The 20,380-nt window shown below is 54.8% G+C and carries 13 protein-coding genes, 6 tRNA genes and 3 rRNA genes; 1 reads left to right on the forward strand and 21 read right to left on the reverse strand.

The window, feature by feature from the left end; translation table 11 throughout:
• Positions 1-27 precede the first annotated feature (27 nt).
• From rpoB to tyrS, 21 genes are all read right to left on the reverse strand, one after another.
• Positions 28-4,101, reverse strand: coding sequence for a DNA-directed RNA polymerase subunit beta (gene rpoB / locus LOY35_RS25285; protein ID WP_024776460.1), 4,074 nt, complete (start codon positions 4,099-4,101; stop codon positions 28-30).
• A 219-nt stretch (positions 4,102-4,320) separates the two neighbouring features.
• Positions 4,321-4,686 (reverse strand): 50S ribosomal protein L7/L12, encoded by a 366-nt coding sequence (gene rplL, locus LOY35_RS25290; protein ID WP_258628485.1) that lies wholly within the window; start codon positions 4,684-4,686, stop codon positions 4,321-4,323.
• A gap of 78 nt (positions 4,687-4,764) precedes the next feature.
• Complete coding sequence (gene rplJ / locus LOY35_RS25295) at positions 4,765-5,265, reverse strand: 50S ribosomal protein L10 (protein ID WP_024776458.1); 501 nt, start codon at positions 5,263-5,265, stop codon at positions 4,765-4,767.
• A 198-nt stretch (positions 5,266-5,463) separates the two neighbouring features.
• On the reverse strand, positions 5,464-6,159 hold the full coding sequence (gene rplA, locus LOY35_RS25300) for a 50S ribosomal protein L1 (protein WP_003186095.1): 696 nt from the start codon (positions 6,157-6,159) through the stop codon (positions 5,464-5,466).
• A complete protein-coding gene (rplK, locus tag LOY35_RS25305; RefSeq protein WP_003176435.1) occupies positions 6,159-6,590 on the reverse strand; it encodes a 50S ribosomal protein L11 in 432 nt (143 codons plus the stop codon). The genes rplA and rplK overlap by 1 nt, the downstream gene beginning before the upstream one ends.
• A gap of 117 nt (positions 6,591-6,707) precedes the next feature.
• A complete protein-coding gene (nusG, locus tag LOY35_RS25310; protein ID WP_010443972.1) occupies positions 6,708-7,241 on the reverse strand; it encodes a transcription termination/antitermination protein NusG in 534 nt (177 codons plus the stop codon).
• A gap of 9 nt (positions 7,242-7,250) precedes the next feature.
• On the reverse strand, positions 7,251-7,619 hold the full coding sequence (gene secE, locus LOY35_RS25315; RefSeq protein WP_024776457.1) for a preprotein translocase subunit SecE: 369 nt from the start codon (positions 7,617-7,619) through the stop codon (positions 7,251-7,253).
• A gap of 45 nt (positions 7,620-7,664) precedes the next feature.
• Positions 7,665-7,740, reverse strand: a tRNA-Trp gene (locus LOY35_RS25320).
• A gap of 54 nt (positions 7,741-7,794) precedes the next feature.
• The gene (gene tuf / locus LOY35_RS25325; protein WP_053191465.1) at positions 7,795-8,988 is read right to left on the reverse strand and encodes an elongation factor Tu; all 1,194 of its coding nucleotides are present in this window, start codon (positions 8,986-8,988) and stop codon (positions 7,795-7,797) included.
• Between the two features lie 84 nt (positions 8,989-9,072).
• Positions 9,073-9,148, reverse strand: a tRNA-Thr gene (locus tag LOY35_RS25330).
• A gap of 26 nt (positions 9,149-9,174) precedes the next feature.
• Positions 9,175-9,248, reverse strand: a tRNA-Gly gene (locus tag LOY35_RS25335).
• A 25-nt stretch (positions 9,249-9,273) separates the two neighbouring features.
• Positions 9,274-9,358: transfer RNA gene (locus LOY35_RS25340), tRNA-Tyr, on the reverse strand.
• Between the two features lie 142 nt (positions 9,359-9,500).
• Entirely contained in the window at positions 9,501-9,944 is a 444-nt protein-coding gene (locus LOY35_RS25345; RefSeq protein WP_258628489.1) for a hypothetical protein, read from the reverse strand.
• 7 nt (positions 9,945-9,951) lie between these two features.
• Positions 9,952-10,701, reverse strand: a complete 750-nt coding sequence (locus LOY35_RS25350) for a pantothenate kinase (protein ID WP_258628491.1) — start codon at positions 10,699-10,701, stop codon at positions 9,952-9,954.
• Complete coding sequence (birA, locus tag LOY35_RS25355; protein WP_258628493.1) at positions 10,691-11,647, reverse strand: bifunctional biotin--[acetyl-CoA-carboxylase] ligase/biotin operon repressor BirA; 957 nt, start codon at positions 11,645-11,647, stop codon at positions 10,691-10,693. Before birA ends, LOY35_RS25350 begins: the two co-directional genes overlap by 11 nt.
• 134 nt (positions 11,648-11,781) lie before the next feature.
• Positions 11,782-11,897, reverse strand: a 5S ribosomal RNA gene (rrf, locus tag LOY35_RS25360).
• 170 nt (positions 11,898-12,067) lie between these two features.
• Positions 12,068-14,959 (reverse strand): 23S ribosomal RNA (locus LOY35_RS25365).
• A gap of 250 nt (positions 14,960-15,209) precedes the next feature.
• A tRNA-Ala gene (locus LOY35_RS25370) sits at positions 15,210-15,285 on the reverse strand.
• 26 nt (positions 15,286-15,311) lie between these two features.
• Positions 15,312-15,388, reverse strand: a tRNA-Ile gene (locus LOY35_RS25375).
• Between the two features lie 65 nt (positions 15,389-15,453).
• Positions 15,454-16,990: ribosomal RNA gene (locus LOY35_RS25380) — 16S ribosomal RNA — on the reverse strand.
• Together the 16S, 23S and 5S rRNA genes with 2 tRNA genes alongside form the textbook arrangement of a ribosomal RNA operon.
• A gap of 561 nt (positions 16,991-17,551) precedes the next feature.
• On the reverse strand, positions 17,552-18,751 hold the full coding sequence (gene tyrS, locus LOY35_RS25385) for a tyrosine--tRNA ligase (protein ID WP_258628495.1): 1,200 nt from the start codon (positions 18,749-18,751) through the stop codon (positions 17,552-17,554).
• A 210-nt stretch (positions 18,752-18,961) separates the two neighbouring features.
• Here tyrS and LOY35_RS25390 point away from each other — a divergent pair, with 210 nt between their 5' ends.
• A complete protein-coding gene (locus tag LOY35_RS25390) occupies positions 18,962-20,377 on the forward strand; it encodes a peptidoglycan DD-metalloendopeptidase family protein (RefSeq protein ID WP_258633731.1) in 1,416 nt (471 codons plus the stop codon).
• Positions 20,378-20,380 lie beyond the last annotated feature (3 nt).

Genomic DNA, 20,380 nt, shown 5'->3' on the forward strand with positions numbered 1-20,380 from the left:
AGCCCCGCTCTCGATTCGCGTCACGTGTTATTCGGTTTCCAGATCGATATCGATGCCGAGGGAACGAATTTCCTTGATCAACACGTTGAAGGACTCGGGCATGCCCGGCTCCATACGGTGATCGCCGTCCACGATGTTTTTGTACATCTTGGTCCGACCGTTCACATCGTCCGACTTCACTGTGAGCATTTCTTGCAGAGTGTATGCGGCACCGTACGCTTCCAGTGCCCAGACCTCCATCTCCCCGAAACGCTGACCACCGAACTGTGCCTTACCACCCAACGGCTGCTGGGTAACCAGGCTGTAAGAACCGGTAGAACGAGCGTGCATCTTGTCGTCCACCAAGTGGTTCAGCTTCAGCATGTACATGTAGCCAACGGTAACCGGACGCTCGAACTTGTTGCCGGTACGACCATCGAACAGTTGCATCTGGCCGCTTTCCGGCAGGTCCGCCAGTTTCAGCATGGCCTTGATTTCAACTTCCTTGGCACCGTCGAACACCGGAGTGGCCATTGGAACGCCGCCCTTGAGGTTCTTCGCCAGATCCAGGATTTCCTGGTCGGAGAAGCTGTCGAGCTCTTCGTTACGACCGCCGATCTCGTTGTAGATCTCGTGCAGGAACTTGCGCAGGTCAGCGACCTTGCGCTGCTCTTCGAGCATGCGGTTGATCTTCTCGCCCAAGCCCTTGGCCGCGAGGCCCAGGTGGGTTTCAAGGATCTGACCAACGTTCATACGCGAAGGTACGCCCAGCGGGTTGAGAACGACGTCGACCGGAGTACCGTTGGCATCGTGCGGCATGTCTTCAACCGGCATGATCACGGAGACCACACCCTTGTTACCGTGACGACCGGCCATCTTGTCGCCCGGCTGGATGCGACGACGGATTGCCAGGTAGACCTTGACGATCTTCAGTACGCCCGGAGCCAGGTCATCGCCCTGCTGCAGCTTGCGCTTCTTGTCTTCGAACTTGTCGTCCAGCAGACGACGGCGATCAACGATATAAGCCTGAGCTTTCTCGAGCTGCTCGTTCAACGCGTCCTCAGCCATGCGCAGCTTGAACCACTGGCCATGCTCAAGACCGTCGAGAACTTCGTCGGTGATTTCCTGACCTTTCTTCAGGCCGGCGCCGCCTTCAGCCTTGTGGCCAACCAGCGCTGCGCGCAGACGTTCGAAAGTTGCGCCTTCAACGATACGGAACTCTTCGTTCAGGTCCTTGCGGATCTCGTCGAGCTGAGTCTTCTCGATGGACAGTGCACGGGCATCACGCTCAACGCCGTCGCGAGTGAAGACCTGTACGTCGATGACAGTACCCTTGGTGCCAGTAGGCACGCGCAGGGAGGTGTCTTTAACGTCGCTGGCCTTCTCACCGAAGATGGCACGCAGCAGTTTTTCTTCCGGAGTCAGCTGGGTCTCGCCTTTCGGGGTGACCTTGCCGACCAGGATGTCGCCAGCGCCTACTTCGGCACCTACATAAACGATACCGGCTTCGTCCAGCTTGTTCAGTGCAGCTTCACCCACGTTCGGGATGTCCGCAGTGATTTCCTCTGGGCCAAGCTTGGTGTCACGGGCCACACAGGTCAGTTCCTGGATGTGGATCGTGGTGAAGCGATCTTCCTGAACCACACGCTCGGACAGGCAGATGGAGTCTTCGAAGTTGAAGCCGTTCCACGCCATGAACGCGATGCGCATGTTCTGGCCCAGTGCCAGTTCACCCATGTCGGTGGACGGGCCGTCAGCCATGATGTCGCTGCGCTGGACCCGATCACCCTTGCTCACCAGCGGACGCTGGTTGATGCAGGTGTTCTGGTTCGAGCGGGTGTATTTGGTCAGGTTGTAGATGTCTACACCGGCTTCGCCCGGCTCAACTTCGTCATCGGCAACACGAACCACGATACGGCTGGCATCGACGGAATCGATCACGCCACCACGACGAGCCACGACGCAAACGCCGGAGTCACGGGCAACGTTACGCTCCATGCCGGTACCTACCAGAGGCTTGTCGGCACGCAGGGTCGGTACAGCTTGACGCTGCATGTTCGAACCCATCAACGCACGGTTGGCGTCGTCGTGCTCGAGGAACGGGATCAGCGACGCTGCGACCGACACAACCTGCTTGGGCGATACGTCCATCAGGGTGACGTCTTCCGGCGCCTTGACGGTGAACTCGTTCAGGTGACGAACAGCTACCAGCTCGTCGATCAGGACTTTCTTGTCGTTCATCGTGGCCGAAGCCTGAGCGATCACGTGATCAGCTTCTTCGATGGCGGACAGGAACACGATCTCGTCGGTGACCAGAGCGTCTTTCACCACACGGTACGGGCTCTCGAGGAAACCGTACTGGTTGGTGCGCGCATAAGCGGCCAGGGAGTTGATCAGACCGATGTTCGGACCTTCCGGCGTTTCGATCGGGCAGACACGACCATAGTGGGTCGGGTGTACGTCACGAACTTCGAAGCCTGCACGCTCACGGGTCAGACCACCTGGGCCGAGTGCGGAGACACGACGCTTGTGGGTGATCTCGGACAGCGGGTTGTTCTGGTCCATGAACTGGGACAGCTGGCTGGAACCGAAGAACTCTTTCACCGCCGCCGCAACCGGCTTGGCGTTGATCAGGTCTTGCGGCATCAGGCCTTCGCTTTCAGCCATCGACAGACGTTCCTTGACCGCGCGCTCTACACGCACCAGGCCAACACGGAACTGGTTCTCGGCCATTTCGCCTACGCAGCGAACACGACGGTTACCCAGGTGGTCGATGTCATCGACGATGCCCTTGCCGTTACGGATGTCGACCAGGGTCTTGAGCACCGCAACGATGTCGTCCTTGTTCAGCACGCCCGAACCTTCGATCTCGGTACGACCGATACGACGGTTGAACTTCATCCGGCCAACCGCAGACAGGTCATAGCGCTCAGGACTGAAGAACAGGTTGTTGAACAGGGTTTCGGCGGCATCCTTGGTTGGCGGCTCGCCAGGACGCATCATGCGATAGATCTCGACCAGCGCTTCCAGTTGGTTGCCGGTGGAGTCGATCTTCAACGTATCGGAAATGAACGGACCGCAGTCGATATCGTTGGTGTACAGAGTTTCGATACGAACAACCTGGGCCTTGACGATTTTCGCCAGGATCTCGGTGCTCAGCTCGGTGTTGCACTCTGCGAGGATTTCGCCGGTTGCCGGATGCACGATGACCTTGGCAGTGGTGCGACCGAGGACGTAGTCCATAGGCACCTGCAGCTCTTTGATCCCGGCCTTTTCCAGCTGGTTGATGTGGCGAGCGGTGATGCGACGACCCTGCTCGACAATAACCTTACCCTTGTCATCCTGGATATCGAGGACCGCGATTTCACCGCGCAGGCGCTGAGGCACCAGTTCCAGGCTGAGGTTTTCACCCTGCACATGGAAAACGTTGGTGGTGTAGAACGCGTCCAGCACTTCTTCCGTGGTGTAGCCGAGCGCACGCAGCAATACCGATGCAGGCAGCTTGCGACGACGGTCGATACGCACGAATACGCAGTCTTTCGGGTCGAACTCGAAGTCCAACCACGAACCGCGGTAAGGAATGATGCGCGCGGAGTAGAGCAGTTTGCCGGAGCTGTGCGTCTTGCCACGGTCGTGGTCGAAGAACACGCCTGGAGAACGGTGCAGCTGGGAAACGATTACACGCTCGGTACCGTTGATTACGAAGGTACCGTTCTCAGTCATCAGGGGGATTTCACCCATGTAGACTTCTTGCTCTTTGATGTCCTTGATCGCTTTGTTCGACGATTCTTTGTCGAAAATGATCAGGCGCACTTTTACCCGCAAAGGTACGGCGTAAGTTACACCGCGCAATACGCATTCTTTGACATCAAATGCCGGTTCGCCCAGGCGATAACCGACGTACTCCAGCGCAGCATTGCCGGAGTAGCTGATGATCGGGAAAACGGATTTGAAGGCCGCATGCAGGCCCACGTCGCGGAACTGATCTTTAGTCGCTCCCGCTTGCAAGAATTCACGATACGAATCCAGCTGGATAGCCAGGAGGTACGGCACATCCATGACGTCCGGCAACTTGCTAAAGTCCTTGCGGATACGTTTTTTCTCAGTATATGAGTAAGCCATCAGCGTTCCCCAGCTTGGTCACCTGCTTGTTTGGCTCCCCCCGACGGGAGTAGCCAGAAAATCGTGCAAACCCCATGGTTTGCGCCACCGCCTCGGGTGGTTACAGCTCGTTACCGGCACCGACCCAATCGGCTGCCAATAACGGAAAAAGGCCGGTGGCAAGAGCCACCAGCCATCAGCCTTTCGCTTGACGCTCGGGCTGGAGACGCAAGGTCGAAGTTACTTAACTTCGACGGAAGCGCCTGCTTCTTCCAGCTTCTTCTTCGCGTCTTCGGCAGCATCTTTCGAAACGCCTTCAGCGATAACCTGAGGAGCGGTGTCAACCTTCTCCTTGGCTTCTTTCAGACCCAGACCGGTCAGTTCGCGAACAGCCTTGATCACGTTGACTTTCTTGTCGCCAGCGGCGGTCAGAACAACGTTGAACTCGGTTTGCTCTTCAACGACAGCAGCTGGACCAGCAGCAGCAACGGTAGCAGCAGCGGCGGTAACGCCGAACTTCTCTTCCATTGCCTTGATCAGCTCAACGATTTCCATTACGGATTTTTCGCCGATTGCTTCGATGATTTGTTCGTTAGTCAGAGACATGACTCAATTCCTGAATTGGGGGATAGCCTGCAAGGCCATCGAAATAAACAAAAATACGCGAGAAGGAAACGCTCAGCCTCAGGCTGCAGCAGCTTCTTTCTGATCGCGAATTGCCGCCAGAGTACGAGCCAACTTGCTGGTAGCGCCTTGAATCACGCTCATCAGCTGAGAAATTGCTTCGTCACGGGTCGGCAGAGTTGCCAGTACGTCGATTTGGTTAGCTGCGAGGAACTTGCCCTCGAACGCAGCTGCCTTGATCTCGAACTTGTCCTGACCCTTTGCGAACTCTTTGAAGATACGGGCAGCAGCGCCCGGATGTTCTTTCGAGAATGCAATCAGGGTCGGGCCGACGAACGCGTCGTTGAGCACGTCATATTGAGTGCCTTCAACTGCGCGCTTCAGCAGGGTGTTACGTACGACACGTACATAAACACCAGCTTCGCGGGCCTCTTTACGGAGTCCGGTCATAGCGCCTACTGTTACGCCACGGGCATCAGCCACGACAGCGGACAGAGCGACTTTGGCAGCCTCGTTGACTTCAGCGACGATGGCCTTCTTGTCTTCGAGTTTAATTGCCACGGGTTTAACTCCTGCTTGTTACCGTTTCATTCGATCGAAACCGAATGTCGTTTTGGTGTCTGATTCGGTAAGGAACCGGGAGCACCATCTGCGTAGGCTTGTGGTTTAAGACTTGCGTCGCCTACGGTCTTGGATAGCCCCCGCCAGGCAGGGACCCCAATTTTTCAATTGGCGCAATCGCTTGCGCCAATCTGTGTCTTACGCGTCGAGCGAGCTCTGGTCGATGACCAGGCCTGGGCCCATGGTGGTGCTCAGGGTAACGCGCTTGACGTAGATACCTTTCGAGGAAGCCGGCTTGATACGCTTCAGGTCAGCGATCAGGGCTTCAACGTTTTCCTTCAGCTTGACGGCATCGAAACCGATCTTGCCAACGGAGGTGTGGATGATGCCGTTTTTGTCGGTGCGATAACGAACCTGACCAGCCTTCGCGTTCTTGACCGCGGTAGCTACGTCTGGCGTTACGGTGCCGACTTTCGGGTTAGGCATCAGACCACGTGGACCGAGGATCTGACCCAGCTGACCTACAACGCGCATGGCATCAGGGGATGCGATCACTACGTCATAGTTCAGGTCGCCGCCTTTCATTTCGGCAGCCAGATCGTCCATGCCTACGCGATCAGCACCAGCAGCCAGAGCAGCTTCAGCTGCTGGGCCCTGGGTGAAAACAGCAACACGGACGGTCTTGCCAGTGCCGTGTGGCAGCACGGTAGCGCTACGAACGACCTGGTCGGATTTACGTGGGTCAACGCCCAGGTTTACAGCAACGTCGAACGACTCGCTGAACTTGACAGTCGACAGCTCAGCCAGCAGGGCTGCGGCGTCTACAAAGTTGTAGGCCTTGCCTGCTTCGATTTTGCCGGCGATAGCCTTTTGACGCTTGGTCAGCTTAGCCATTACACACCCTCCACGTTAAGGCCCATGCTACGAGCAGAACCGGCGATAGTACGCACGGCTGCATCCATATCAGCTGCAGTCAGATCCGCGTTTTTGGTTTTCGCGATTTCTTCCAGCTGAGCACGGGTAACGGTGCCAACCTTAACGGTGTTTGGACGAGCGGAACCGCTGGTCAAACCTGCAGCCTTCTTCAGCAGAACCGAAGCAGGGGTGCTTTTTGTTTCGAAAGTGAAACTACGGTCGCTGTAGACAGTGATGATCACTGGAGTCGGCAGACCTGGCTCAAGACCCTGGGTACGGGCGTTGAAAGCCTTGCAGAATTCCATGATGTTCACGCCGTGCTGACCCAGAGCAGGACCAACGGGTGGGCTTGGGTTAGCCTGAGCGGCCTTCACTTGCAGCTTGATGTAAGCGGTAATCTTCTTGGCCATGAGGCACTCCAATTACGGGTTCGAACGCCTCGAAAGGCTCCCCGGTTACTTGCGCGTTTATCCCAGTGACGACAAAACCCCACAGCCTTGGGCTGCGGGGTTGGGATGCCTGTTCGATCAGACCTTTTCGACCTGACTGAACTCGAGCTCTACCGGAGTAGAGCGACCGAAAATGAGCACTGCGACCTGGATCCGGCTCTTTTCGTAGTTAACTTCTTCAACCGTGCCGTTGAAATCAGCGAATGGACCATCAGTGACTCGTACCACTTCACCTGGTTCAAACAGTGTTTTCGGCTTCGGCTTGTCGCTACCATCAGCGACACGACGCAGAATTGCTTCTGCCTCTTTATCCGTGATTGGTGCTGGCTTGTCGGCAGTACCGCCGATGAAGCCCATCACCCGAGGGGTATCCTTGACCAAGTGCCAAGTCCCTTCGTTCATATCCATCTGTACCAGCACATAACCTGGGAAGAACTTGCGTTCGCTTTTGCGCTTCTGGCCATTACGCATTTCAACCACTTCTTCAGTGGGAACCAGAATCTCGCCAAAGCCATCTTCCATGCCAGCCAGCTTCACACGCTCTATCAGCGAGCGCATAACATGCTTCTCGTAACCCGAGTAAGCATGCACAACGTACCAACGCTTAGCCACGGGACACCCTTAGCCAACAATCAAGGAAACAAGCCAGCCGAGCAGGGAATCAAGCCCCCACAACAGCAACGCCATAACCAGAACAACAGCCACAACGATCAACGTGGTCTGCGTGGTTTCTTGGCGAGTCGGCCATACGACTTTACGAATCTCGGTGCGAGCTTCCTTAGCGAGTACAAAGAAAGACTTGCCCTTGGCTGTCTGCAGGCCTACAAAGGCAGCAACAGCAGCAATAGCAAGCAATGCGAGTACACGGTACAGGATCGGCGAAGCAGAGAAATACTGATTGCCAACAACGCCAACAACCACCAAAGCGACTACCACTAGCCACTTGAGCAGATCGAAGCGAGAGCCTTGAGCTTCAGCTTTAGGAGTCATCTATGAAGATCCTGTGAAAAGAAAGCCAGACACACTGAGTGAATCTGGCAGGTCAGGAGGGAATCGAACCCCCAACCTACGGTTTTGGAGACCGTCGCTCTGCCAATTGAGCTACTGACCTAAAACAAAATCAGGCCGACCATTATGCCGGCCCGAAAAAGACATTACAACAGTTTTACTCGATGACTTTGGCTACGACGCCGGCGCCGACGGTACGACCGCCTTCACGGATAGCGAAACGCAGACCGTCTTCCATCGCGATGGTTTTGATCAGAGTGACAGTCATCTGGATGTTGTCACCTGGCATTACCATTTCAACGCCTTCTGGCAGCTCGCAGTTACCAGTCACGTCAGTTGTACGGAAGTAGAACTGTGGACGGTAGCCTTTGAAGAACGGAGTATGACGACCGCCTTCTTCCTTGCTCAGAACGTAAACTTCGGCAACGAACTTGGTGTGCGGCTTGACGGTGCCTGGCTTGACCAGAACCTGGCCACGCTCAACGTCGTCACGCTTGGTGCCGCGCAGCAGCACGCCGCAGTTCTCGCCAGCACGACCTTCGTCGAGCAGCTTGCGGAACATTTCAACGCCGGTGCAGGTAGTTTTCTGAGTGTCGCGCAGACCGACGATCTCAACTTCTTCCTGGATGCGGACGATGCCACGCTCAACACGACCAGTCACAACAGTACCGCGACCGGAGATCGAGAATACGTCTTCGATTGGCATCAGGAACGGCTTGTCGATAGCACGCTCTGGCTCTGGGATGTAGCTGTCCAGAGTTTCCACCAGCTTCTTGACAGCTGTGGTGCCCATTTCGTTGTCGTCTTGGCCGTTCAGAGCCATCAGAGCCGAACCGATGATGATTGGAGTGTCATCACCTGGGAAGTCGTAAGTGCTCAGCAGGTCGCGCACTTCCATCTCAACCAGTTCCAGCAGCTCAGCGTCGTCAACCATGTCAGCCTTGTTCAGGAAGACAACGATGTACGGAACGCCTACCTGGCGGGACAGCAGGATGTGCTCACGGGTTTGTGGCATCGGACCATCAGCGGCCGAGCAAACCAGGATCGCGCCATCCATCTGGGCAGCACCGGTGATCATGTTTTTTACGTAGTCGGCGTGACCCGGGCAGTCAACGTGTGCGTAGTGACGCACGGCCGAGTCGTATTCAACGTGAGCGGTGTTGATGGTGATACCGCGAGCTTTTTCTTCCGGGGCGCTGTCGATCTTGTCGAAGTCAACCTTGGCCGAACCGAAAACTTCGGAGCAGACACGGGTCAGAGCAGCGGTCAGAGTGGTTTTACCGTGGTCGACGTGACCGATGGTACCGACGTTGACGTGCGGCTTATTACGTTCGAACTTTTCCTTAGCCATCGAAATCACCCCTAGGAGAAGAATTTAGCAAGTCACACAAGCCATTAAAACAAAGGCAGATATTTTCATATCTGCCTTGTTAGATGGAGCTCTTGAGCGGATTTGAACCGCTGACCTCACCCTTACCAAGGGTGTGCTCTACCAACTGAGCTACAAGAGCGAAACACTTTGCACAACCTGCAAACCTGGAGCGGGTAGCGGGAATCGAACCCGCATCATCAGCTTGGAAGGCTGAGGTTCTACCACTAAACTATACCCGCGGAGCCTGCAGCTCACGCTAGAAACTGGTGGAGGGGGAAGGATTCGAACCTTCGAAGTCGTAGACGTCAGATTTACAGTCTGATCCCTTTGGCCGCTCGGGAACCCCTCCTAAGCGAGCCGGCATTCTATATCATGCCAGCCTTCTGTCAAGCATTTTCTCATTAAAAACCTGAGGTTAGCTGCGTTGACTACGTTTCGCATCGTCGGCCTTTAAAGGTCTTCGCTGCGAAGCGGGCGCCATTCTATGCAAACTACCCCGTGGGTGCAACCCCCTCACAAGGCATTATTTTATGTTTTAACTCATTGAATTCTTTAGAAAGGTTTTGCATGAACGTTTCATTCACCTTCCCGGCACTTTCTGGCGAGACCTGCACCCAAAATCCGGTCTCAGGCGAACCGGCAGCAGTGGCATGAGCCACGACCCCCAGCGTTGCCAACTTTTGCTCCAGCTGCCTGTTCATTTCCGAACGAGCAAAACCACCCAGATAAACACACGTCTTCTGTGCCTCACCAGGCTTCCCCGAATCGCGCCTGACAAGCGCGTCGGCCGTCTCGCTCAAGAGATGAATGTCCTGCTGCGAACCGCGATACAAACTCAGGGGCGTGACATCCTTGGCACGAAGCGGAGCTTCCTGTTGATGCCAGACGTAATAGAAAGCGTTCAAAACCAGCAATAACAGGAACAGCCACCGCATAGGAACCTCAAGACAAAGGACAGGCCATCGCCAAACCAACAAAAACCAGGTCAGGCACCACCCGGGCGTCAGGGACAATACCGGAAACCAGATTAGCGTCTCCTCCCGTTAGAAACACCACGAAATCCTCACCCCAATACTGCCGTGCCATCTCAAGCTGAGTAAGGACAAAACCCCTGAGCATCAGCATGCAACCCCGCTCTACAGCCTCGACAGTCGCCCGCCCAGGAGCGAGACTCTCATGAGCACGCTCGGCAGCCATGTCGTCATAGCGAATCCGTCGGGTATGGGTGCGCAACTGGTTACGCATCAAGGGCATGCCCGGGCAAATAAAGCCGCCGAGGTGACCACCGTCTGCCGCCACGAAATCGGCTGTAACAGCAGTGCCAAAATCGAGCACCAGACAAGCACCCGAGGCCAGGTGAAACCCTCCAAGCAGGGCTAACCATCGATCCAGACCCAGGCGCTCGTAATCTTCATAGCCGTTTCGCACGCCAGCCATTTCACGGGTCGGCACAGCCCTCGCCACAGACACTCCGAACGCATCAACCAGCGCAGTAACCAGCGACTCGGTCTCTTCCTGGGTGCGCACGCTGACAAGACGGCACTTTTTGAGCTGAAACTTTCCAGCGTCGCTCAAACAAGCCAACAGATCGCTATCGGAACTGACCACGCCTCCGTCGACCGGCGTAATGCCGTCGATACGAAGTACGCGCCACTTGATAAAACTGTTGCCGCAATCGAGCTCAAGAATCATCACGCAACCTCAAACTGAGCTCACCACCGCTAAAATTTCTTTCCACGCCATCCACCTTCAAACGCAGCGCGCCCTGGTAATCGATACCTAGCACAACGCCTTCGATTTGATTGACACCCGCAATCAATGACACGGTCCGCCCCTGCCACAAATGATGCCGCTCCCACTCGGGTTGTATTGCGGCAAATCCCGACGTCTGGTGAAGCTTCAGGAATCGCCGGAGATTCGCACCCAATCGCGCCACCAGCTCATTCCGATCAAAACCTCTACCAGCCGCGAGATTCATGGACGTCCATTGCTGATCAACCTCATCGCTGGACTGCATATTTACATTGATCCCAACCCCCAGGACAACGTGGCAGACATCAGCCGGATCCCCTACCAACTCAAGCAATATCCCTGCAATCTTTCTACCATCAACCAGCACATCGTTAGGCCATTTCAGTCCCGCCTGCCGGATCCCCATATCATGCAAAGTGTGCAAGACAGCCAGCCCTACGACGAGACTGAGCCCCTCTATCTGTCGCATGCCGCCGTCAATGCGCAGCACCAGGCTGTAATAAAGATTTTCTGCAAAGGGACTGACCCACTTCCGACCGCGACGACCGCGACCAGCCGTCTGCCGCTCAGCTAACACCAGGAACGGCGCCGCCACCCCGCGCTCTATGGAGCGCAACGCCTCAGCATTGGTGGAGTCGATGGAATCGAATATATGAACAGGCCATTCGCAAGGTTCCTTTGCGTCAATCTCGGTCGCATCCAAAAGCAATAACGGCCTGGCCAGTTGATACCCTCTGCCTCTGACCTTATGAACAGACAGGCCCAGCTCTGCCTCAAGATGCTGCAATTGCTTCCATACCGCACTGCGACTGACACCCAGCGCCGCGCCTAGCGCCTGCCCGGAATGAAAGCGGCCATCCTTCAGAAGTTTTAGCAACGTGAGCATGCGAACTGCGCCCTGATAATGAGGCCCGCATGATAGCCATGCGCAAGACAGTTGCATAGAAACACGGAGGCACCTTTCCTGCGGGCAAAACAAAACCCCTACCTGCGTCAGCAGATAGGGGTTTCGGAATTTAATCTTGACGATGACCTACTCTCACATGGGGAAACCCCACACTACCATCGGCGATGCATCGTTTCACTGCTGAGTTCGGGATGGGATCAGGTGGTTCCAACGCTCTATGGTCGTCAAGAAATTCGGGTACTGATTCGTGACCGGCTGGCCTCGCTTCAGCAAATTGGGTATGTGACAGCTTTCGGTGCTTTGTGAGCGTCGAACTTTCGGTTCATTTCGTCTTCACACACCGCAATCTGGTGCCCTTGCGCTTTTCAGCTCGGAGCAAGCAAATTGCTTGGGTGTTATATGGTCAAGCCTCACGGGCAATTAGTACAGGTTAGCTCAACGCCTCACAGCGCTTACACACCCTGCCTATCAACGTCGTAGTCTTCGACGGCCCTTCAGGGAGCTCAAGGCTCCAGTGAGATCTCATCTTGAGGCAAGTTTCCCGCTTAGATGCTTTCAGCGGTTATCTTTTCCGAACATAGCTACCCGGCAATGCCACTGGCGTGACAACCGGAACACCAGAGGTTCGTCCACTCCGGTCCTCTCGTACTAGGAGCAGCCCCTCTCAAATCTCAAACGTCCACGGCAGATAGGGACCGAACTGTCTCACGACGTTCTAAACCCAGCTCGCGTACCACTTTAAATGGCGAACAGCCATACCCTTGGGACCGGCTTCAGCCCCAGGATGTGATGAGCCGACATCGAGGTGCCAAACACCGCCGTCGATATGAACTCTTGGGCGGTATCAGCCTGTTATCCCCGGAGTACCTTTTATCCGTTGAGCGATGGCCCTTCCATACAGAACCACCGGATCACTAAGACCTACTTTCGTACCTGCTCGACGTGTCTGTCTCGCAGTCAAGCGCGCTTTTGCCTTTATACTCTACGACCGATTTCCGACCGGTCTGAGCGCACCTTCGTACTCCTCCGTTACTCTTTAGGAGGAGACCGCCCCAGTCAAACTACCCACCATACACTGTCCTCGATCCGGATAACGGACCTGAGTTAGAACCTCAAAGTTGCCAGGGTGGTATTTCAAGGATGGCTCCACGCAGACTGGCGTCCACGCTTCAAAGCCTCCCACCTATCCTACACAAGCAAATTCAAAGTCCAGTGCAAAGCTATAGTAAAGGTTCACGGGGTCTTTCCGTCTAGCCGCGGATACACTGCATCTTCACAGCGATTTCAATTTCACTGAGTCTCGGGTGGAGACAGCGCCGCCATCGTTACGCCATTCGTGCAGGTCGGAACTTACCCGACAAGGAATTTCGCTACCTTAGGACCGTTATAGTTACGGCCGCCGTTTACCGGGGCTTCGATCAAGAGCTTCGCGTTAGCTAACCCCATCAATTAACCTTCCGGCACCGGGCAGGCGTCACACCCTATACGTCCACTTTCGTGTTTGCAGAGTGCTGTGTTTTTAATAAACAGTCGCAGCGGCCTGGTATCTTCGACCGGCGTGGGCTTACGCAGCAAGTGCTTCACCCTCACCGGCGCACCTTCTCCCGAAGTTACGGTGCCATTTTGCCTAGTTCCTTCACCCGAGTTCTCTCAAGCGCCTTGGTATTCTCTACCCAACCACCTGTGTCGGTTTGGGGTACGGTTCCTGGTTACCTGAAGCTTAGAAGCTTTTCTTGGAAGCATGGCATCAACCACTTCGTCACCCAAAGGGTAACTCGTCATCAGCTCTCGGCCTTAGAATCCCGGATTTACCTAAGATTCCAGCCTACCACCTTAAACTTGGACAACCAACGCCAAGCTGGCCTAGCCTTCTCCGTCCCTCCATCGCAATAACCAGAAGTACAGGAATATTAACCTGTTTTCCATCGACTACGCTTTTCAGCCTCGCCTTAGGGACCGACTAACCCTGCGTCGATTAACGTTGCGCAGGAAACCTTGGTCTTTCGGCGTGGGTGTTTTTCACACCCATTGTCGTTACTCATGTCAGCATTCGCACTTCTGATACCTCCAGCAAGCTTCTCAACTCACCTTCACAGGCTTACAGAACGCTCCTCTACCGCATCACTTACGTGATACCCGTAGCTTCGGTGTATGGTTTGAGCCCCGTTACATCTTCCGCGCAGGCCGACTCGACTAGTGAGCTATTACGCTTTCTTTAAAGGGTGGCTGCTTCTAAGCCAACCTCCTAGCTGTCTAAGCCTTCCCACATCGTTTCCCACTTAACCATAACTTTGGGACCTTAGCTGACGGTCTGGGTTGTTTCCCTTTTCACGACGGACGTTAGCACCCGCCGTGTGTCTCCCATGCTCGGCACTTGTAGGTATTCGGAGTTTGCATCGGTTTGGTAAGTCGGGATGACCCCCTAGCCGAAACAGTGCTCTACCCCCTACAGTGATACATGAGGCGCTACCTAAATAGCTTTCGAGGAGAACCAGCTATCTCCGAGCTTGATTAGCCTTTCACTCCGATCCACAGGTCATCCGCTAACTTTTCAACGGTAGTCGGTTCGGTCCTCCAGTCAGTGTTACCTAACCTTCAACCTGCCCATGGATAGATCGCCCGGTTTCGGGTCTATTCCCAGCGACTAGACGCCCTATTAAGACTCGCTTTCGCTACGCCTCCCCTATTCGGTTAAGCTCGCCACTGAAAATAAGTCGCTGACCCATTATACAAAAGGTACGCAGTCACCCAACAAAGTGGGCTCCCACTGCTTGTACGCATACGGTTTCAGGATCTATTTCACTCCCCTCTCCGGGGTTCTTTTCGCCTTTCCCTCACGGTACTAGTTCACTATCGGTCAGTCAGTAGTATTTAGCCTTGGAGGATGGTCCCCCCATATTCAGACAAAGTTTCTCGTGCTCCGTCCTACTCGATTTCACTTCTAAGATCCTTTCGCGTACAGGGCTATCACCCACTATGGCCGCACTTTCCAGAGCGTTCCGCTAAAATCAAAGAAGCTTAAGGGCTAGTCCCCGTTCGCTCGCCACTACTAAGGGAATCTCGGTTGATTTCTTTTCCTCAGGGTACTTAGATGTTTCAGTTCCCCTGGTTCGCCTCTTGCACCTATGTATTCAGTGCAAGATAACCATCTTATGATGGCTGGGTTCCCCCATTCAGACATCTCCGGATCACAGTCTGTTTGCCGACTCCCCGAAGCTTTTCGCAGGCTACCACGTCTTTCATCGCCTCTGACTGCCAAGGCATCCACCGTATGCGCTTCTTCACTTGACCATATAACCCCAAGCAATCTGGTTATACTGTGAAGACGACATTCGCCGAAAATTCGATTGTGCTCAAAGAGCCACTCACAAATTTTACCTTAGCCTGATCCGTTACCAGTGAAAGTAACGTTCAGTCTATCTTTCTATCACATACCCAAATTTTTAAAGAACGATCTAATCAAAAGACTAGAAATCAACATTCAGCATCGTCTTGATGGAATGCTCATTTCTAAGCTTTAACGAGGGTCACCAATCGGTAATGGTGGAGCCAAGCGGGATCGAACCGCTGACCTCCTGCGTGCAAGGCAGGCGCTCTCCCAGCTGAGCTATGGCCCCGTATCGCTACAGGGTGCACCAGTAATTGGTGGGTCTGGGCAGATTCGAACTGCCGACCTCACCCTTATCAGGGGTGCGCTCTAACCAACTGAGCTACAGACCCAATCGTCTTCTTCAATGAATCAAGCAATTCGTGTGGGAGCTCATGAAGCAACTGCCGTCGTCGATTAAGGAGGTGATCCAGCCGCAGGTTCCCCTACGGCTACCTTGTTACGACTTCACCCCAGTCATGAATCACACCGTGGTAACCGTCCTCCCGAAGGTTAGACTAGCTACTTCTGGTGCAACCCACTCCCATGGTGTGACGGGCGGTGTGTACAAGGCCCGGGAACGTATTCACCGCGACATTCTGATTCGCGATTACTAGCGATTCCGACTTCACGCAGTCGAGTTGCAGACTGCGATCCGGACTACGATCGGTTTTGTGGGATTAGCTCCACCTCGCGGCTTGGCAACCCTCTGTACCGACCATTGTAGCACGTGTGTAGCCCAGGCCGTAAGGGCCATGATGACTTGACGTCATCCCCACCTTCCTCCGGTTTGTCACCGGCAGTCTCCTTAGAGTGCCCACCATAACGTGCTGGTAACTAAGGACAAGGGTTGCGCTCGTTACGGGACTTAACCCAACATCTCACGACACGAGCTGACGACAGCCATGCAGCACCTGTCTCAATGCTCCCGAAGGCACCAATCCATCTCTGGAAAGTTCATTGGATGTCAAGGCCTGGTAAGGTTCTTCGCGTTGCTTCGAATTAAACCACATGCTCCACCGCTTGTGCGGGCCCCCGTCAATTCATTTGAGTTTTAACCTTGCGGCCGTACTCCCCAGGCGGTCAACTTAATGCGTTAGCTGCGCCACTAAAAGCTCAAGGCTCCCAACGGCTAGTTGACATCGTTTACGGCGTGGACTACCAGGGTATCTAATCCTGTTTGCTCCCCACGCTTTCGCACCTCAGTGTCAGTATCAGTCCAGGTGGTCGCCTTCGCCACTGGTGTTCCTTCCTATATCTACGCATTTCACCGCTACACAGGAAATTCCACCACCCTCTACCATACTCTAGCTCGACAGTTTTGAATGCAGTTCCCAGGTTGAGCCCGGGGCTTTCACATCCAACTTAACGAACCACCTACGCGCGCTTTACGCCCAGTAATTCCGATTAACGCTTGCACCCTCTGTATTACCGCGGCTGCTGGCACAGAGTTAGCCGGTGCTTATTCTGTCGGTAACGTCAAAACCATCACGTATTAGGTAATGGCCCTTCCTCCCAACTTAAAGTGCTTTACAATCCGAAGACCTTCTTCACACACGCGGCATGGCTGGATCAGGCTTTCGCCCATTGTCCAATATTCCCCACTGCTGCCTCCCGTAGGAGTCTGGACCGTGTCTCAGTTCCAGTGTGACTGATCATCCTCTCAGACCAGTTACGGATCGTCGCCTTGGTGAGCCATTACCTCACCAACTAGCTAATCCGACCTAGGCTCATCTGATAGCGCAAGGCCCGAAGGTCCCCTGCTTTCTCCCGTAGGACGTATGCGGTATTAGCGTCCGTTTCCGAGCGTTATCCCCCACTACCAGGCAGATTCCTAGGCATTACTCACCCGTCCGCCGCTCTCAAGAAGTGCAAGCACCTCTCTACCGCTCGACTTGCATGTGTTAGGCCTGCCGCCAGCGTTCAATCTGAGCCATGATCAAACTCTTCAGTTCAAACATCTTTGGGTTTTGAGAAAACCCTAAACTTGGCTCAGCAATCGTTGGTTACATCTTTGATTTCTCGCGGAGTAACTTGTGATGCTGATAATCTGTTGACTAGCAGTCTGACTCCACAAGCACCCACACGAATTGCTTGATTCAGTTGTTAAAGAGCGGTGGGTTGAGCCTTTCGTCTCAACCGAGGCGCGCATTCTACAGCGCCCCGTGTATCTGTCAAGCGGTTATTTTAGAAGTTTTCAAAGTTTTGCTTTCCAAAACCTCAACAACTTCAACCACTTGCGCTTTCGATCTCTCGTTAGCGGGAGGCGAATTCTACAGCGTTGGTCGCTGCTGTCAACACCTCTTTTTCACCGCTTTCGACCGAGAAGATCGAACCGTCAAACCGAGCCAAACAACCTGCCCTGCCGACTCCTTCCGGACTTCGATGAACTGAAGTCCTGCGCTGCCAGAAAACATCTAACTCATTGAAACTCAAGGAGTTTTCCGTTTCGACTGCGCCGGAAGTGGGGCGAATTATAGAGACTCAAAATCTGCCGTCAACATCTATTTGCAGTCTTATTCGGATTTCAGCGTGATACGCGCAAAAGCCTTCTTGCCCGCCTGGCAGACATGGGTGGAGCCCAGCTCATATATATAGGTGCGATCCACAACCTCACCATCTATACGCACCCCACCCGAACCCAGGAGGTCCCTCGCCACTGCCGCGTTCTTGACCAACCCTGCCTTATTAAGGACGGCAGCGATCGGCATGGACTCGGCAGCAGACAGCTCGATCTCCGGCAGATCATCCGGAAGCTCGCCATCTTTCATGCGGTTACCCGCCGCACGATGGGCATTGGTCGCAGCCTCTTCACCATGGAAGCGAGCAACGATTTCCTCAGCCAGCTTGATCTTGATATCCCGCGGATTCGCTCCCGCCTCGACATCTGCGCGGAACGCATTGATCTCATCCATGGAGCGGAAGCTCAACAGCTCGAAATAACGCCACATCAACACGTCAGGAATGGAAACCAGCTTGCCGTACATCACTCCCGGCGCTTCCTGGATGCCAACGTAGTTGCCCAACGACTTGGACATCTTCTTCACCCCATCCAGACCTTCCAGCAACGGCATGGTCAGGATGCACTGAGCTTCCTGCCCATAACCACGCTGCAGCTCGCGCCCCATCAAAAGGTTGAACTTCTGATCCGTACCGCCGAGCTCAACGTCCGCGCGCAATGCGACCGAGTCGTAGCCCTGCACAAGCGGGTAGAGAAACTCATGGATGGCGATTGGTTGATTGGTTGTGTAGCGCTTATCGAAGTCATCGCGCTCGAGCATGCGAGCCACGGTGTATTGGGACGTCAGGCGAATGAAATCCGCCGGCCCCATCTGATCCATCCAAGTGGAGTTGAAAGCCACTTCGGTCTTGGCCGGATCGAGAATCTTGAACACCTGAGCCTTGTAGGTCTCGGCGTTATCGAGCACTTGCTCGCGGGTCAGTGGCGGACGCGTTGCGCTCTTTCCACTCGGATCACCGATCATCCCTGTGAAGTCACCAATAAGAAAGATGACCTGATGCCCCAGATCCTGGAACTGGCGCAGCTTGTTGATAAGCACGGTATGGCCCAGGTGCAGATCGGGCGCCGTCGGATCGAAACCAGCCTTGATACGCAGCGGCTGCCCGCGCTTGAGCTTCTCGACCAGCTCGGACTCGACCAACAGTTCTTCCGCACCACGTTTGATCAGCGCTAGCTGCTCTTCAACCGACTTCATAACAGACCCGCAAGGCTCAGATTCAAAGGGCCCCAACCATACAAGATCGCGCACCAAATACAAGGTTTGCCCGGCGCGCGGATACCAATCCGCAAGCAGAGCGCGTGCGGGCTTGCTTCGCAGGGGATTTGGTTATATTTTATACAGTTATTTCATCTTCATCATGTCATTCATCTTTTCCAATTCATATTTTCAAAAGCCAAATTACTTATGACCACAAAACCGTCTAAAGCGCCGCCGCTTTACCCAAAGACCCACCTGCTTGCCGCCAGCGGCATTGCAGCCCTCCTTAGCCTGGCGCTCCTGGTGTTTCCTTCCAGCGATGTTGAAGCCAAAAAGACGACTCTGAGTCTTGAACTGGAAAGTCCTGCTGAACAACTGACACAAGAACAAGACGCTGCCGAAGCCGCTCAAGCCACAAACGAACCGGCCGCCTCCCCTTTTGCGCAGATAGACGATAGCGCCGAAGACACGACCGAAGCTGCCCAGGCACAGCCTCCAGCCGAGGAAGAGAAGAAAAAACCGGGCCACCATGAGGTGATCGTAGCGAAGGGCGACACGCTTTCCACCCTCTTCGAAAAGGTTGGCCTGCCCGCCGCCTCAGTCCATGAAGTTCTGGACAGCGACAAACAAGCCAGGCAATTCGCCCAGTTGAAACACGGCCAGAAGCTCGAATTCGAACTCGACCCGGAAGGACAACTGACCAGTCTGCACACCCGGCTGAGCGATCTGGAAAGCATTACCCTGACCAAAAATGACAAGGGCTATGTGTTCAACCGCACGACCGCCAAGCCTACCGTGCGCTCGGCGTACGCTCATGGCGTGATCAACAGCTCGCTATCGCAATCGGCCGCACGCGCCGGCCTTTCCCACAGCCTGACAATGGACATGGCCAATGTTTTTGGCTACGACATCGATTTCGCCCAGGATATTCGCCAGGGCGACGAATTCGATGTCATCTACGAGCAGAAAGTGGTCAATGGCAAGAGCGTTGGCAACGGTCCAATCCTTTCCGCGCGCTTCACCAACCGTGGCAAGACATACACCGCAGTGCGTTACGTCAACAAACAAGGCAACAGCAGTTACTACACCGCCGACGGCAACAGCATGCGCAAGGCCTTCATCCGTACACCGGTTGACTTCGCCCGCATCAGCTCGAAGTTCTCCGCAGGTCGCAAGCACCCGATCCTGAACAAGATCCGCGCTCATAAGGGCGTCGATTATGCCGCTCCCCGTGGCACGCCCATCAAGGCTGCCGGCGATGGCAAGGTACTGCTGGCCGGGCGTCGTGGCGGTTATGGCAACACGGTGATCATCCAGCACGGCAACACCTATCGCACCTTGTACGGTCACATGCAGGGCTTCGCCAAAGGCGTGAAAACGGGCAGCACCGTCAAGCAAGGCCAGGTGATCGGATATATCGGTACCACCGGCCTGTCCACCGGTCCGCACCTTCACTATGAGTTCCAGGTAAACGGCGTTCACGTCGATCCACTCGGCCAGAAACTGCCGATGGCCGATCCGATCGCCAAATCCGAGCGCGCGCGCTTCCTGGCTCAAAGCCAACCCCTGATGGCTCGCATGGATCAAGAGAAAGCCACGCTGCTGGCCTCGAGCAAACGCTAAGCC

Source organism: Pseudomonas sp. B21-028, from assembly GCF_024749045.1.
GTDB lineage: Bacteria > Pseudomonadota > Gammaproteobacteria > Pseudomonadales > Pseudomonadaceae > Aquipseudomonas.

Coding starts and splice junctions, on each gene's coding strand:
- rpoB (WP_024776460.1), bottom strand. CDS start 4,101: ATGGCTTACTCATATACTGAGAAAAAACGTATCCGCAAGGACTTTAGC.
- rplL (WP_258628485.1), bottom strand. CDS start 4,686: ATGTCTCTGACTAACGAACAAATCATCGAAGCAATCGGCGAAAAATCC.
- rplA (WP_003186095.1), bottom strand. CDS start 6,159: ATGGCTAAGCTGACCAAGCGTCAAAAGGCTATCGCCGGCAAAATCGAA.
- rplK (WP_003176435.1), bottom strand. CDS start 6,590: ATGGCCAAGAAGATTACCGCTTACATCAAGCTGCAAGTGAAGGCCGCT.
- secE (WP_024776457.1), bottom strand. CDS start 7,619: ATGACTCCTAAAGCTGAAGCTCAAGGCTCTCGCTTCGATCTGCTCAAG.
- tuf (WP_053191465.1), bottom strand. CDS start 8,988: ATGGCTAAGGAAAAGTTCGAACGTAATAAGCCGCACGTCAACGTCGGT.
- LOY35_RS25345 (WP_258628489.1), bottom strand. CDS start 9,944: ATGCGGTGGCTGTTCCTGTTATTGCTGGTTTTGAACGCTTTCTATTAC.
- LOY35_RS25350 (WP_258628491.1), bottom strand. CDS start 10,701: ATGATTCTTGAGCTCGATTGCGGCAACAGTTTTATCAAGTGGCGCGTA.
- birA (WP_258628493.1), bottom strand. CDS start 11,647: ATGCTCACGTTGCTAAAACTTCTGAAGGATGGCCGCTTTCATTCCGGG.
- tyrS (WP_258628495.1), bottom strand. CDS start 18,751: ATGAAGTCGGTTGAAGAGCAGCTAGCGCTGATCAAACGTGGTGCGGAA.
- LOY35_RS25390 (WP_258633731.1), top strand. CDS start 18,962: ATGACCACAAAACCGTCTAAAGCGCCGCCGCTTTACCCAAAGACCCAC.